This window comes from Streptomyces sp. HSW2009, assembly GCF_040240285.1.
In the GTDB taxonomy this organism is placed as follows: domain Bacteria; phylum Actinomycetota; class Actinomycetes; order Streptomycetales; family Streptomycetaceae; genus Streptomyces.
This window is the reverse complement of sequence record NZ_JBEHZD010000166.1, coordinates 1-14,018: the sequence shown is the minus strand read 5'-3', so window position 1 is coordinate 14,018 and position 14,018 is coordinate 1. Positions and strand designations below refer to the sequence as shown.

Here is a 14,018-nt window from a genome sequence, read left to right as displayed (position 1 = left end):
TCGCGGCGTCGGCGGCCTGCTCGGTCAGGCCTCGCTGGCGGGGCAGGGTCGTCACTGCGCTTCTCCCTCACGGTGGTCGCCGCTGCTGGTGCGGCGGCTTCGGAGCAACTGGTCATATGGGGTCACCGAAGGCAGCGGCCTGGTGTCCGGCGGAAGGTGAGCGAGCCGCCATTCGTGCAAGGACGTCACCGTCGCCGACGGCTTGCCGGAGACCGGCAGGTCTGCTGCGGGGGCGGGTTCGTTCTCGGTCTGGGCGGCCTTGCGCGCCTCCAGAGCAACCGCGTCGGCGGTCATGGCGCCGGCCCGTAGAGCTGCGGCCAGGCCGGACACGACATGCTCATGGGGCAAATGCCGCCCCAACAAGAGGACTTCGATCAGGGCCCGGGTGCCGTCCCGCTCGCCATGGATCTTGCGGGCCTGGTCCCACCACGCGTCGTGGACCGGAGTGAACCTGCCTGCCGAACGGGCCTGTTCGAGAGCCGTGGAGCCGGGGAAGGCGCCGGGCTTGCGGACCAGGACCTCCAGGTAGTGGTCCAGGTCCAGCCGGACGCCGCCCTTCGCGATCAGCCGCTCGTGCCGGGCCACTTCCACATTCTGGTCGTAAACCACCAGATGAGAGGCGTGAAGCATGACCCGCACGCGTTTGCCGATCAGCCGGATCGGTACCGAGTAGCGATTGGTGCGGACCGGGATCTGGCCGTAGCGGTCGACGCGCGGGGTGAACAGTTGGCCCGTCTCGAACGGCTCCTCAGGCAACGGCATCAGCAGCGGCTGTTCGAGCGCGAAATACTCCGCGACAGTCTTGGGCCTGGAGCCGATGCGACGGGCGTCGTCCTGCCGGTCCCACTGCTCGACCATCTCGTTCAGCTCGGCGAGCGAGGACGCCTCGGGAACCGGGACGAAGTGGTTGCGGCGGAAGTAACCGATCATCCCCTCGACTCCGCCCTTCTCGTGGGCGCCTTCGATGCCCGGCCGGCAGTAGAAGCTCTCGATACCGAAGTGCGAGCGGAAGGCGATCCACCGGTCGGCCTCCGTCCTCGCACGGCTCTGTCCCAGAACCCGGGCGACGGCGGCCTTCAGGTTGTCGTAGCGGACCTTGGTCCGCGGGACCCCGCCGAGTGTCCGAAGTGCGTGGACGTGGCCTTCGAAGAAGGCTTCCTGGCCGCAGGAAGCGAACACCCGGTGGACGGCCTTGCCCGAGTACGACAGGCGGAAGGAGAAGAGATAGCAGGTCACCAGCTCGCCGGCCAGACGCACGGTCACGTCACCGAAGTCGACCTCCGCCTCATGACCGGGCAGGTGGGTCTGCGGGACGAACGCTTCCAGCGGCGCCTTGCCGGACTCGACCAGGATCTCGGGCTTCCGGCCGGCGACGTAGTAGCGCACCACTCCGTAAGAGACGTCCGCCCCGTGCTCCTCGACCAGACGATGGAAGATCCGGGTGATCGTGTGCCGCTGCTTGCGCGGCGCGTCCAGATCCGCCCGCAGGATCTCGTCGATCACCGGTTTGTACGGATCCAGCAAGGTGGCCCGCGGCGGCAACTTCTTGCGCGGCTCCGGCCAGGAGGAGTCCAACGCCTTCCGTACCGTCCGCCACGTCACGCCGTGCTTGTGTTCAAGCTCCCGCATCGACATGCCGCTGCGATGGTCACGCCGGATCGCCGCGTACAGCCCGACCTTCGACATCTGCGGCATGACCAGCACCTTTCACCAAGGGCATCCCGATGCTGCCCTGGCAAGAGACTCGGTGCCTCCCAAACTCATCAACATCACCCGACCGTGGTTCTGGGCGCCTCCCAAACCCGTCGACAAGTGACGTCACTACTGCTCGATAAAGCCACACGTGGATTCCGCAGTGCGCGACCTGGTCAGCCGCGTGGGGGCCGATGGCATCGACCATGACCTGGTCGATGCGGCGGTCGATGACGCCCAGACTGCGGCACAGATCCAGCAGCGACAGGATCACCTGGTGGTCGGTCTGCTTCCCGTTCGGCTTCTTGCGCTTGGCTTCCTTGCGGTCGGCGGTGAACTGGGAGACAAACCCGAGTCGCGCCAGGGTGCGCCGTGCCTGGTGCTTGGCGTCCTCGTCCGGGCCGGGCCCGGACGCCGGGCCCGCACGGTCGGCCGGCGGCATGGCGTCCTCTTCCTCGGCTGCGGCGTCGAATTCGGTCTCCGCCCAGACACCGACGAGGGTGGCCGGCTCCTTCTTGAGCGAGGGGATGTGTGCGACGGCGGTTTCCTGTCCGGCCGTGGGGCCATGGACGAGGAAGTCGGGGACGCAGTGGAAGACGGCGCTGACGCGGCCTGCGTCCAGGGGCACGGGAATGCCCTCGGCGGGATCGATGGTCTGCGGGTCGAGGCCGAAGACGCTGGCGAGGCCATGGATCATGCGCTGGCGCATCTCGTCCCGGTACCACAGGCACACCAGCCTCAGGTGCTGGTAATTCATGGCGTCCAGAGAGCGGATGATGTCGCCCGGCTGCATGGACAGTTCGGCCTGGGGCAGCTGCTTGAAGCCGCGGGCGCGGGAGTCCTGGACGACGGCCAGGGGGGGGTAGGGGCGAGGACCTGTCTGATGTGGCGGTCGAGTTCGCGCAGGTGGTGCATGCCGACGCCGCGGCCGACGGGGAAGGAGAAGGTCTTGCCCTGGACGGGGCGGATGGGGCCGAGTCCCACTGTTCCGGTCTCGGCTTCATCCTGGGATTCGTTGTCGCCCTGGGCATCGGCGTTCTGCTCGGCCTCGACACGCTGCTGGATGTTGTGCAGGACGGAGTGGTCCATGCCGAGGCGGGCCAGGGTCTGCAGGGACATGCGGTGGATGCGGCGGACGCGGCCGCGTCCAGCCATTTCGACCTCGACGATCGGTAGGGCGGTCTCGGCCTGTTCGGCCAGCACGGTGCGCGCGTAGGCCATTGTGCGGCTGATGCGGGTGGCCTGGGAGGAGACCACGAGGATCGGGGCGGCGACATTGGGCAGGGTCTTCAGAGCCAGCCGCACCCAGGCCAGCGCGTGCGCGGTTCCGGCCTTGTTGGACCAGGGCTGCTGCCAGGCGAGCAGGCCGCCGCTGCTGTCCGGTCTCAGGGCGATGTCCTGGCCGTCCACCCTCCAGGTGCGCTGGGCGAGGCGGTGGGCCAGGTCCCAGGCGACGGTGCTGTAGACCCAGTTGGCCGCGTCCGGCTGCCGGCCGGCGGTGGAGGAGTCCGGCGCGTCTGCGGGCCGTCCGGGGTGATGAGGTAGTCGGCCAGCAGCCGTTCCTGCGGCATGGTTTCGGCGACGCGTTCGGCCAGCGGGGTGGGCCGGTTGAGGTCGATGTCGTCGGGTGGTGGCCCAGGACGAGACTGTGCAGGAGGGTGAACGCGTCGCGCAGGGTGTCGTCGTCGAGCGGGCGGCGGGTGGCCAGCAGCCCCTGTTTGGGGTCGAAGAAGACGTAGCCGCCGGTTAAGCAGCGCAGGGCGCCGGTGAGCACGGAGTGCGGGGCCTGTGCCTCCTCCCGTTTGACGATGTCCTTGTACTGGCGGTCCAGCAGGGTCCACAGGGAGGTGACGCTGGTGGGGAACTGGCGCAGGTGGACGGTGGCTCCGTCCAGCAGTGTGGGGGTGCAGCGGTAGGCGAGCACGTCCAGGCAGGCGCAGGTGGTGGGTGCAGGCATGAGCGGAGAAGGCCTTCCTCTCTGAAGTGAATGCGGCTGGGCGGGGCGGGGGTCAGGTGTCGTCCGGTTCGATGCCGGCGTAGGCGAGGAACGCGGCGAGGGCTTCGCGGTAGATGGCGTTCATCTGCCGGCGGACATCAGCCGGCCAGCGCTGGTGCATGCGGCGCAGGATGCCGGCGAGGTCGGACTGCCAGGAGTCCTCGTGGAAGGCGTAGTCGACGAGGTGGAGCGTCATGTCGGTGCCGCCGCGCCGGGCGCGCCCGGCGAGCTGGGTCATGTCGACGACCATGCCGGCGACGATCTCTTCCTGCAGGACGTGGGCGGTGCTGATGAACCCGGGCGCGGCCCGCATGATCATGCCCATGTGGGCCCAGGCAGCGGCCCTGGCCTCCCTGAGATCCCCTACCGGCTCGGCGGTGGGCATGGAGGGCAGGGAGCCGATCCCGGCGGCGTTGACACTGGCGTACATCTCCGCCGGATCGGTCAGCAGGGCCAGCGGCCGGGTGCACAGATAGACCGGCGTGATGGCCGACTTGGTGCCGATGACGATGTTCAGGCCGCGGGCGATCCGCGCCATCGGCACGACAAGGATCTTCCCCCGGCGGGGGAAGTCCTCGAATTCGTCCGGTGTCAGCTCGGTGATGCCGGGTGGCAGAGGCGGCAGCTTGGCCCGCCAGTGCCGGTCGGCCGGCACGGCGACACACAGGCCGCCGGTGTACTGGCCCGCGGAGTGGATGCCGAGCGCGAGATGGCGGCAGCGCTCGTAGGAGTTGACGACCACCGCCGCGTGCGCGCGGTCGGGGTCGGTGCGCGCGATGCGGGTGAGCTCGTCGTGGATCACCGTGTCGTAGAGACGGTCACCGAGTTTGATCAGCGCTTCGCGTTTGTGCTGCTGGGGGATGCCGGAGATCTGGATGGCCCGCTGGGTGACCGAGTCGGTGATCATGCGGCGCTTGGCGCGGATGCTGTCGGGCGCGGCATCGGTCATCCACCACTTCACGTCCGCGTGGATGTGCTCCCGCACGGCCTGAGGGAAGTAGGCGGTGGCCGACAGGCCCAGCACCGGCCGTTCCACACCGGCGAGGGCGAGGGAGACGATGCTGCCCAGCTGAGCGGTGTAGGTGTGGGGGTCGCCGCTGATGCTCTGCGCGGTCAGCTCAGCGTTCTTGTGGGGATTGTCCAGGCCGGTGACCCGGTAGCCAGTGATCGCCTTGCCGAGCATGCCGTAGGCAGGATGTGGGCGGCCACCCCGATCTCCAGACGCTGGGCGAGTATGCGGGCCGAGCGCATCCCCAGCGAGCGCAGCTGACCGGTCTTGTTGCGCAGCAGGCCAAGGGTGTCATCGAGCTCGGCCAGCCACATCCGCACGATCAGCAGCTCGACGGCCTCGCCGCGGTCGTGCGGATCCTTGACGACGTCAAGCAGCACTTCATTCAGTTCCAGATGGACGGAGGCCAGCAGGTCCTCCCCGCGGGGCGCCAGCAGGTCGCCCAGCCGCCGCCGCACCGCTTCCAGATGTGGCGGCAGGCCGGCATCCCCGGCCGCCTTGTCGGTGTCGTCGGATGTGGGCGGAGCCGGGCGCAGGGCTTTGAGCTGGTCGAAGAGGTGGTCGGGGATCTCCTGCTCGCTGGTGATGCCCTCGTCGGGAAAGAGCAACGTGATCAGCCGCCGGTCCCGGCTGCCGGCCAGGTGCCAGCCGGTGCTGTTGACGCCGGGCCGCTCACGGGAGGGCCCGTGGCCTTCGTAGTGGCGCAGGTGCAGCAGGTCTTCGCAGACGCTGGCCAGCAGGAATTCCGACACATAGCGGGCGTGGCTGATGGTCGGGCACAAGGCCTTGACCGCGTCGGGCGGAAGTTTCGCCTTGTCCTCGTCCAACTCCCGCAAGGGCACGGTCGGCTGGCGCCGCGAATCCAGGACGAGCTCGCTGGAGCACAAGTCCAGGGCGGTCGACTGGAACTGGTCGACCTCATCGATCATGACGGTGTTTGAACGGCGCAGCACGAACTCTGCCACCGACACATCCGCGACGGCCCGCCCGTCCAGCCGGATGCCCAGCGGAAAGCGACCGGTCATGAAGTTGTGGTGATTGGTCACCACCACCGAGGCGGTGCACGCCTGCCGGTGCTGGGCATACTTGCCGCAGGTGGCCGTCCACGGGCACGCGGCCCGGTCGGTCGCCGGCGGCAGTGGGGACAGCCCGCGGCACGGCTCCTGGCCGGGCGGGTACGGATGGCTGGACTGGGTGTGATGGCTGAGCGCGCAGCCGTAGGACAGGCTGGTCCAGCTTCCACAGGGTCTTGTCCGACTGCTCCAGCAGACTGCCCTCGATGCGGGCGGCGGCCTTCATCGCCCGCTCGTGCAACCGCGAGGGTGACATCAGCGGCGTGCAGGTCTCCGTACGGCCCAGATGCTTAAGATCCTGGCTGATGTCCCAGGCCGCGGACAGCGTGGCCTCGACCGTCGGCAGCACGAGCGTGACCGTCAGGCCGTTGACTGCATACCAGGAGGCGGCCACGCGCACCAGGACACTCTTGCCGGTCCCGGTGGGCGCGTTGAGGATGCCCATCGGCCCCGCCCCCAGCCGGATCAGCTCCTGCGCAGGCACCGCATCCGTGGTCTGCAACTGCGCAAAAAGGTTCTCCAGGACCGCGTGCACGTACCGGTCCGCGGCCGGGTAGCGCCCGTCGATCAGACGGGCCAGCTCGAGCAGCTCCCCGGCCGGCAGGGCAATCTCCTCCTGGTAGGGCACCGTGCGCACCTCGGGCAGCTCCGCCCGGGCCGCCGCCTCCTCTTCGCCGCCGTCGGCGAAGACAGGGATGACGGTGCGCCCCTGGATGAGCCCGGAGCCGGCCGCGTACTGCGTGCGCGGCAGCCAGATGCCCGGCCCGGCCGGCTCGTCCGGGCGGCTGCGGGGGTGATCGCGGCGCAGCCGCTGACGAATCCGGTCGACATACTCCAGCAAACCCCCGCCCACCAGCGGAACAGCCGCCTCGGCCCGCCCCACGGCGGGACCGCGGACCTGAAGGGCAACGCGGCCGGCTCGCCGTGCGCGAAGTCCAGCAACTCCCGCGCGCGGGCGGCGAACACGGTGGCAGAGGCCAGTTCCTGCGGAGCGAGCGCCACCACCGCGCCGATGCGCTGCTTCTCGTCGTGCGGCAGGTCCCGCCACCGCGCCCACTTGTCGAGCTGGCCGCTGAGCAGGAACGCCGCGTCCCGGAACGAAGCGATGGCCGTGCCGCCTGCCTCCTCTTGGCGCGGGAAGTAGTGGGCTGCCAGGGCCAGCGCGGCCCCGACCGCCCCGGCCGTCTTGGACGGGCGCCTGGCCTTGGTCACTGCCATGCTGCCCCCGCCTTCTTGCAGATCAGTTCACCGATGCCGCTCGCCGTCGCGGTCTTCAGCCCGAACTCGCCCGCCACGGTCCCCACCAGGTCCAGGCTGGATTCGCGGTAGTCGGGCACCACCAGCCACTCGGCGCCGCCCCGGTCCCCGCCGTCCGCCTGGATCTTCTTCGCCAGCAACAGGGCGGAGGCGTAGTCCTTGACGTCGATGCGGAACTCCGTCCGCCCCGCACCCTGCCCGGCGGCGACCTGCAGGTCGTAGGCATCCAGCTCCGGCCACAACGCCACCGACAGGCCCCGTTCGCTGAGTGCGTCGAAGAGGGCGACCTCGACGAGGCCGGGCACGGTCGTCCAGCGCCACACCCCCCGAGCCAGCGCCTTGTGCCCCTCCACGGGCACCGGCTCGGGTACCTGCCCGGTCAGATCCGGGAACAGCACCGCCTGCGCACCCGACGGCGCAGCCGGCCGGGACAGCGGATGCAGCAGGGGAGCCCGCCCGGCATTCGGGAGCCTGAAGGAGTACGCGGCTCCCCAGGCCGCATGCGGGCGATGGAAGCAGCGCACACTGCCCGTCCTGGTACCGGCCAGGGTGCCGTGCACAGTGACCTTCATCGGCCAGTGGCAGACCGGGCAGGCGAACCACCACCGGTCCCACGTCGCATCGAAGGAGACGGGCCGATAGAACTCCGCGACGCTGCTGGGCAGATTCAGCCGCCGCAGCTGCGCATCGGAGCCCGCTGGCATGCGGATCAGGCTGGAGCGCCCGTGCACGTAGGCGTTCTGGTCCATGCGCTTGCGCAGCGCGGTGAAGACCCGGTCCTGGTCCATCTCGGCCTCCAGGTTCCGGGTGCTGGCCGGCCGCCCGCCGTGCGTGGTCTTCGCCAGCGCGCGCAAGACCACCCGCTGCTCGATCTCCAGGTCGAAGAAGTCCTCGTCGAAGTCGCCGTCCGGGTCGATCAGGCGGACTCCGTCCATCTCCTCCGCCGGCACGGAAGCAGGCAGCAGCCGGGCCAGGTCTCCCTGCAGCAGGCTGCGGAACCGGCTGAAGGGCAAGGGTGCTGCCGGGCCCCGGGCCGCCTGGACGCGCCCGTAGGCGTCCAGCAGCGTGCCCAGCCGTCCCTCGGCAGGCTGTTCGGTGTCGGTGAGCGCCTTGGCGGCCATCGCGGCGGCCGCCATCACCATGTGACGCACGGCCGCATCGGAAAGTCCGGCCTCCGCCGGAGAGTTCGCTAAATCCACGGCACGCACCATAAAGGGCGGCACTGACAATCGGCCGCCCCCGCACATGAATTCGCACAATGGTTCGAATTTAGTTTTGCGAAACACGCTCCACGGCCGTATCGGCGGCAATCCCCGGGTACAACTCACGGTAATCCGCCGCATGGTGACGGATGTGATCCCAGCCGGCTGCGGTGACCACCCACCGATACACCCGCTCCTGGTGCCCGTCGCCTTCGTCGGGCAGACAGTCGATGAATCCGCGGCTCAGTGCGCCGCCGGGACGGTAGCCGGTACCGAGATAGAACTTGACCCGCCCCCACAGCGCGTCCTCCGCCAACCCCGCCTCGCTTGCCTCGGCCACTTTAACCAAAACAGTCCACAGCCACTGCGACAGCAGATCCCCCGGGGCGTGGCCGGCGGGGCGTTCCTTCAGGCCTGCCCGCACGCAGGCTCGCCCCGCACGGGTCATCTCGACCACGACGCGTGGCACGAACCCGAGCGGAAACACCTCCACCTCGTCCTCGCTCACCCGCAGCAGATCTCGCCGCGCCAGCGCGTGCAGCGTCGCGCCGGCGCCGGCATCGTGCCAGCCCTCCGCCCGCAGCCGCTCCTGGATGCGGGTGTAGCCGGTGAACGCCGGATCGGCCCTCACCGTGAAGGGGGTCCGACGCCACTGCGCCGCCCGTCCCGGGGCATGCCCTGCTGCCCGGCTCCCCGCGGCTCGCTTCTCAGCCTGCTGATCCTCCCGGAAGCACGCGACCAGATAGGCGCGCTGACGTCGCGTGAGCTCTTCCCATGTGCGGGAGCCGGCACGCCGCTGTCCCTGCTCACGGTCTGCCGTCCGCGGTGCCCGGAGCAGGTACCCCTGCTCCGGAAACGACCTGAACCAACTGCGGCGTACCGTCCACACCGGCACACGGTAGATCTTCGCCAGAGCCGGGATGATCTCCTGCAGCGCCTCCCGCGACAACCAGGCCGTCACCGCACGGCCGTTCTCCATCGCCTGCAGCTTCCACTCCGTCACCCTGCCCAGTTCGTCGGGCAGCGCCGAGTCCAGCAGGGCAACCACATCCACCCGGTCCAGTCCCGCAAACCGCCGCAGGTCGGCCAGCGACTCCTCACCTGCAGGAACCCCCGCCAGCTCGTGCGCAGACGTCCTCAGCGCCTGGGCCATCAGGCGCAGCCGACGCGGTGAAGGGGCGTGAGCACCCTGTTCGTACGAAGCGATCTGCCGGGCCGACACCCCGATCACCGCGCCCAGCTGAGCTTGCGTCAGGCCAGCCTTCCTTCTCAACAGTACGAGCGAACCCGCAGCGAACGGTTCGATCCGTCGAGGCATGACGCCATTATAGACTTCCTGAAGTCTATAATGGGAGTCGCGCAGGCGCAGCAACCGCCCGTCCGAGTGGCCAGGTTCGCTCTTGCCGACAGGAAGGTCCCACATGCCCTGGGCGAACTTGGCGTTCTGGCTGCGCTGAAGGATCACGACGCGACCCGTGGCTTTGCCGTGGACGATGACGGCGGCGACCAGCAGGGTCATGGATGCGAGAGCGGGGGCAGGGCTTAGGGCTGGTCGTCTGCAGTCCGCTGAGCCACAGCTTGTGTCCCTTCATCGGTCGGACGGTGGGGCTGACCCAGACCATGCACCACTGCACCACACCAGGACAGCACGCACAGCACCCCATCTGCGAGCTGAAGGCCACGCGCGACGGCTATCCCGACGCGCAGGCTGCGGGGCTCACCTTCCGGCGGCGGGCGGCGCACTCTTTGCGTGCTGGCTGCCGCCCCAGTTCCGCCGCGGTCCTGGCCGGCTTTCGGCTAAGCCCTGGCTGCCGGGCTCTGCGAGGCGGGCACTGACGTCTTCGCCGCCATGGGCTCGCCGTTTCCGATGTCGCGAGAACGGTCACCACGGGGCGGCGGGGGTCCCCTCGGCTGTCAGCCCGTTCGCCAGCAGCGCCAGCCACTGCCGGTCGGGGTCGTCGTCCTTGCGCTGCACGGCGAGTTCTTCCAGCGCCTGCCGGTCCCCGGCGTCGGCGGCCGTGCGTGCGAACTGCTCGGCCTGCGCGAACTCGCCCGCTGCCTCGAGGCGTTCAGCGAGCAGCCCCGGCGCCCATGCCAGGGCCTCGTCACAGGCGTGTCGCAGCAAAGCCGTGGCGTGCTCCCCGGTCCCTTCCCGCGCCAGACGACGCAAGGCCCAGGACCGCTGGCCGGCCGGTGCCCTCCAGGCGAGCTGCTCGGCCTCCTCCCACTGCCCGCCCTCCTCGCGGCTGCGCACCAGCTCCCACAGCGGCGTGCAGCGCCCACTGGTCGGCTTCACCGGCCCGACCAGCCTTTTCGGCCCGCTCCATCAGCATCTTCACCGCCTGGCCCACACGTGCCTGCGCCGCACGCTCCAGCAGCGTGCGGCGCACGTCGTCCGTCACCTGCTCGTCGTGCACCGAGCGGTAGGCCTGCACCCACAGCGCCCATGGGGTGCCCTGCCCCACCTCCCGGTCCAGCAGGGTCCTGCTCCTGATTGCGCTCACGCAGCCGCCGCAGCAGCCGCTCCAGCGCCCAGGCATTCCCGGCCCGGGCAACCTCCCCGAGCGCGTCGTCGCCCGCCGCGCCTTGCGCGGCGTCCAGCAGAGCCACCAGCTGGTGCAGCGCCCAGGTCTCCCCGGGCGGCATGGGCAGCACCGCCGGGTTGACGTAATCGAACAGGGGGCGAGGGCCTGCTGCGAAGTTGATAAAACCCATGCCCTCCTCCCGCTGACGGCGTCGGCGTTCGAAGACCTCGATTGCATCCCCGTACAGCCGCGCCGCGTCAGCGGCACGCCCTTCGGCCTCGGCCTGTTCGGCGAGGGTCTTCAGCGGGGTGGCTTCACCCGCGGCGAAGGCCTCCCGGGCCGCCTGCTCCACCTCGACCGTTCCCTCCGCCAGGGCGGCCAGTTCGCCTATCGCGCGGCGGTCACCCGCCGCCCACAATGCTGCCCGGGCACCATCCAGGTCCCCGCGCTCATGCAGGTCGTCGGCGTAGGCGCGCAGGATGTCCAGATCGCTGCACTGGGCGACTTCGGCATACCAGCGCTCCGCCTCCTCGGCCTTTCCATCCAGTACCAGCGCGCGGGCCAGGTGGAGCTGGGCCGTGAGATGGCCACGCCCGGCGGCCTCCCGCACCAGCTGTTCGGCCTGCTGGTACTGCTCCTGCGCCAGCATCTGTTCCAGCAGTTCCTCCAAGACCTCGCCGTCCCCGGCGAGCGCAGTCTGCTCCTGCACACGACGGGCTTCCTCGGCCCGCTGACGCTCCTGCCACAGCGACACCAGTTCCTATCCCGCCTCCACATCCCCCAGGTCCAGCGCCCGCTGATACAGGCCGGCGGCCTCGGCATCACGCCAGCGTGCCTCGGCTGCCTGTCCCACAGCCCGTACGAGGTGCGGCTCGGGCAGATACTCGCGCGCCGCACGCCAGAATGAGGCCGGGGGAGCGGCATACCGCCGCTCGACGCGACCGATGTGGTCCATGTAATCGGACAGCCGCCACCTGTCCCCGCCATCGCTGCCTTGACGGGCCCGTACCCGGCTCAACAGCCCGCGTACGCCCTTGCTCGGCTGCTGGGTGTAGGCGAGAGCCTCTTCAAGCCACTGCTCACCGAGCGCGTCGTAGCCGTCGTCACCGAGATAGCCCTCGGCTGCCGCCTGCAGAAAATCCCGACCCACCAACGCCGCCCCGCCCAGCCTGTTCGCGTCCATGGCCGCCCGGATCACCGCACGGGCCGCGGGCGGCGCCATCCGGTAACGCTCAAGCAGTGCCGGAGCCCCCGCCAGGTACTGGGCGATCCGCCCGTCTACGGTGTGGGCCAGAGCATCGGCCAGCCGCACATCGTGGCCACCCACGGTCCGCGCATCCTGCAGCTTTTGCGCCTCGAACGCAGTCGGCACATACACGCCCGTACCCTCGAGCAACGCCCGGGTCTGCGCATCCCCAGAACTCCGGCCCGGGCCAGCCGGCGCGGTCAGCACATTCCAAAACTCCGGCCACTCTGTCTCAAGGACGAGCACCGGCCCCCTCGTGCTGTCCTGTAACAACGCCCTCAGACCAACCGCTACCTGCCCCGCGCACGCCCCAGCCTGCTCACCCACGTACCACTGCAGCTCATTCAGCCAGATCGCGGTATGCCCAGCGATCCCCTCCGCCAGCGCGTTCGCCAGTGCCTGGGCGGGCGACGGATCGAGCAGATGCCACAGCCTCCCCCGGCCGGTAGCTCGGCCACCGCCTCCCAGCACGCCCTCGTCTTGCCCGAGGACGACTCACCGACCAACACCACCATCCGGCTCGCGCCCCCATCGGCCTGTCCCACCACCGAGCGCAGAACCTCATCGTGAGCACGCCGCACATACAGCGGCAGCACTCCCGGCACCGCCGCCGTCACATCGACGGGCCGATGCACCTCCCACTCACCGAACGCCTCCTCATCCCGCAGCTCGGCCACGAACCGGCCACGGACAGGCACCTGCTCCTCGGGAGCGTCCGCCCCCCGACGGCCGGGACGGCCACCACGCCGCTGCCGCCGTTCCTCAACCGCCGCCTCCCACAACCTCGCCCACCCTGCAGGAGCACCCGCACGGCCCGCCTGACGCGCCTGCCGGGCGAGACCGACGACCAGGAACTGCACCACCGGCTGCCGAGACGATACAGAGCGGCCCGCCAGCCAATCACTCAACGAGGACGTACTCAGCATAACGGGCGGCTGCTGCAGCCTGCCCTGACGCACCAGCGCTGACAGGGTGGGCGCACCCGCCCTTTCGTACAGAGCCTTCAGCATGGCCACGAAAACCCGCACAGATGCGCCCTGTTCCATCGCACCCCTCCCCGCACCATCCGCCCACCCACGCACCGGAAAACCCGCCGCAGGGGCCCTGGCCAGCGTAGACGCCTTCCGACCGTCATCCAGGACATCGCCGGACGAGCGCCAATAGGGCCAATAAGGACTCCGCTGCACAGGCGGATCGCACCCCAAGGAGGCCCCAACCTTGTTCCACCACTTGCTCGCCCTACTCAACAGCCCCTTCATCACGACGTTGTTGGCCACCCACTCGCTCACCGTCGCCGGACTTGCCCTGACCGCCGTATGCGCTCTGACCGCCCGCCGCCGGCAGGCGGCTCTCAGAACCCTGGCCGTGCCGCTCGGCCGCCTGCCGCGTCGCCGCCTCTGAAGTAATCCCCCGCTCAGGAGGGTGGTTCCTCGCCACTCGGAGGCCAGGAACCACCTTCCTCGGGCCGAGCAAGCCTTTAGCTACTGGCAGCGAGGAGAGACGAAGTCCCAGGTGACTCGACAAGGGCCACTCATCGATGCCACACCCACATGGCGCCGCCAGGCGCTATTCCCTTCCAACGAGAAACAGCCGTACCCGGAACCACAACACACAAAGCACCCAAGGAAACTGACACACCCACTCAGTCCGGCGACAGCCGGACACCACCCATTCCAGCTCCGCGTCAGGGGAGCGCAGGCAAACTCAATATCTGTGCAACCACCGAGTTATGACATCACCGGCGCCGCCAGGCGCTCGGGTGCCGACAACTCTTCCCCTCCCTCCCCGTCAGGGGAGGGGCCATCACCTCTTCCCGGTCCTGCCGCCAGGCAGGACGACATTCCCTTACTGAGCGGGCCGCCAGGCCCGTCAACACCCAGAGAAACCAGTCGAGTTGGCCCGCCAGGGCCAACCCTTGCACCAGAAAACAGTCGTGCCGTCAGGCACGACGACAGTACCTAACGGGCCGTCAGGCCCGTAGTTGGCCGCCAGGCCAACTTAAGAGCCTCCAGGCTCTC

General features: G+C 69.5%; 13 protein-coding genes and 1 pseudogene. 2 read left to right on the top strand and 12 right to left on the bottom strand.

Annotated features, from left to right (window positions below):
• Window positions 1-51: 51 nt before the first annotated feature.
• The 12 genes and pseudogenes from istA to AAHZ94_RS14910 all read right to left on the bottom strand — a co-directional run bounded on the left by istA (window position 52) and on the right by AAHZ94_RS14910 (window position 12,132).
• Window positions 52-1,686 (bottom strand): IS21 family transposase, encoded by a 1,635-nt coding sequence (gene istA / locus AAHZ94_RS14965; RefSeq protein ID WP_349993370.1) that lies wholly within the window; start codon window positions 1,684-1,686, stop codon window positions 52-54.
• The gene (locus tag AAHZ94_RS14960; protein ID WP_349993367.1) at window positions 1,649-2,485 is read right to left on the bottom strand and encodes a hypothetical protein; all 837 of its coding nucleotides are present in this window, start codon (window positions 2,483-2,485) and stop codon (window positions 1,649-1,651) included. Before AAHZ94_RS14960 ends, istA begins: the two co-directional genes overlap by 38 nt.
• On the bottom strand, window positions 2,446-3,135 hold the full coding sequence (locus AAHZ94_RS14955; protein ID WP_349993369.1) for a pPIWI_RE module domain-containing protein: 690 nt from the start codon (window positions 3,133-3,135) through the stop codon (window positions 2,446-2,448). Before AAHZ94_RS14955 ends, AAHZ94_RS14960 begins: the two co-directional genes overlap by 40 nt.
• Before the next feature lie 566 nt (window positions 3,136-3,701).
• Complete coding sequence (locus AAHZ94_RS14950; RefSeq protein ID WP_349993366.1) at window positions 3,702-4,871, bottom strand: hypothetical protein; 1,170 nt, start codon at window positions 4,869-4,871, stop codon at window positions 3,702-3,704.
• On the bottom strand, window positions 4,802-5,626 hold the full coding sequence (locus AAHZ94_RS14945; protein ID WP_349993365.1) for a hypothetical protein: 825 nt from the start codon (window positions 5,624-5,626) through the stop codon (window positions 4,802-4,804). Before AAHZ94_RS14945 ends, AAHZ94_RS14950 begins: the two co-directional genes overlap by 70 nt.
• Entirely contained in the window at window positions 5,616-6,611 is a 996-nt protein-coding gene (locus AAHZ94_RS14940) for a hypothetical protein (protein WP_349993364.1), read from the bottom strand. Before AAHZ94_RS14940 ends, AAHZ94_RS14945 begins: the two co-directional genes overlap by 11 nt.
• Window positions 6,612-6,978: 367 nt before the next feature.
• Window positions 6,979-8,226: a restriction endonuclease-related protein gene (locus tag AAHZ94_RS14935; RefSeq protein WP_349993363.1), complete on the bottom strand. Its 1,248-nt coding sequence runs from the start codon at window positions 8,224-8,226 to the stop codon at window positions 6,979-6,981.
• Window positions 8,227-8,296: 70 nt separating this feature from the next.
• Entirely contained in the window at window positions 8,297-9,547 is a 1,251-nt protein-coding gene (locus AAHZ94_RS14930; protein ID WP_349993368.1) for a helix-turn-helix domain-containing protein, read from the bottom strand.
• Between the two features lie 69 nt (window positions 9,548-9,616).
• Window positions 9,617-9,804, bottom strand: a pseudogene (locus AAHZ94_RS14925) (NUDIX domain-containing protein); the annotation flags it as partial.
• A 307-nt stretch (window positions 9,805-10,111) separates the two neighbouring features.
• On the bottom strand, window positions 10,112-10,525 hold the full coding sequence (locus AAHZ94_RS14920; protein WP_349993362.1) for a hypothetical protein: 414 nt from the start codon (window positions 10,523-10,525) through the stop codon (window positions 10,112-10,114).
• Window positions 10,522-11,508, bottom strand: a complete 987-nt coding sequence (locus AAHZ94_RS14915; protein WP_349993361.1) for a hypothetical protein — start codon at window positions 11,506-11,508, stop codon at window positions 10,522-10,524. The genes AAHZ94_RS14920 and AAHZ94_RS14915 overlap by 4 nt, the downstream gene beginning before the upstream one ends.
• Window positions 11,509-11,514: 6 nt before the next feature.
• Window positions 11,515-12,132: a hypothetical protein gene (locus AAHZ94_RS14910; protein WP_349993360.1), complete on the bottom strand. Its 618-nt coding sequence runs from the start codon at window positions 12,130-12,132 to the stop codon at window positions 11,515-11,517.
• 291 nt (window positions 12,133-12,423) lie between these two features.
• Between AAHZ94_RS14910 and AAHZ94_RS14905 the strand changes: the two genes are divergently transcribed.
• Both AAHZ94_RS14905 and AAHZ94_RS14900 read left to right on the top strand, forming a co-directional pair.
• Window positions 12,424-12,570, top strand: coding sequence for a hypothetical protein (locus AAHZ94_RS14905; protein ID WP_349993359.1), 147 nt, complete (start codon window positions 12,424-12,426; stop codon window positions 12,568-12,570).
• Between the two features lie 648 nt (window positions 12,571-13,218).
• Window positions 13,219-13,401, top strand: a complete 183-nt coding sequence (locus tag AAHZ94_RS14900; protein WP_349993358.1) for a hypothetical protein — start codon at window positions 13,219-13,221, stop codon at window positions 13,399-13,401.
• Window positions 13,402-14,018: the final 617 nt, after the last annotated feature.

Coding starts and splice junctions, on each gene's coding strand:
- istA (WP_349993370.1), bottom strand. CDS start 1,686: ATGTCGAAGGTCGGGCTGTACGCGGCGATCCGGCGTGACCATCGCAGC.
- AAHZ94_RS14960 (WP_349993367.1), bottom strand. CDS start 2,485: ATGCAGCCGGGCGACATCATCCGCTCTCTGGACGCCATGAATTACCAG.
- AAHZ94_RS14950 (WP_349993366.1), bottom strand. CDS start 4,871: ATGCTCGGCAAGGCGATCACTGGCTACCGGGTCACCGGCCTGGACAAT.
- AAHZ94_RS14945 (WP_349993365.1), bottom strand. CDS start 5,626: ATGATCGATGAGGTCGACCAGTTCCAGTCGACCGCCCTGGACTTGTGC.
- AAHZ94_RS14930 (WP_349993368.1), bottom strand. CDS start 9,547: ATGCCTCGACGGATCGAACCGTTCGCTGCGGGTTCGCTCGTACTGTTG.
- AAHZ94_RS14905 (WP_349993359.1), top strand. CDS start 12,424: ATGCCACAGCCTCCCCCGGCCGGTAGCTCGGCCACCGCCTCCCAGCAC.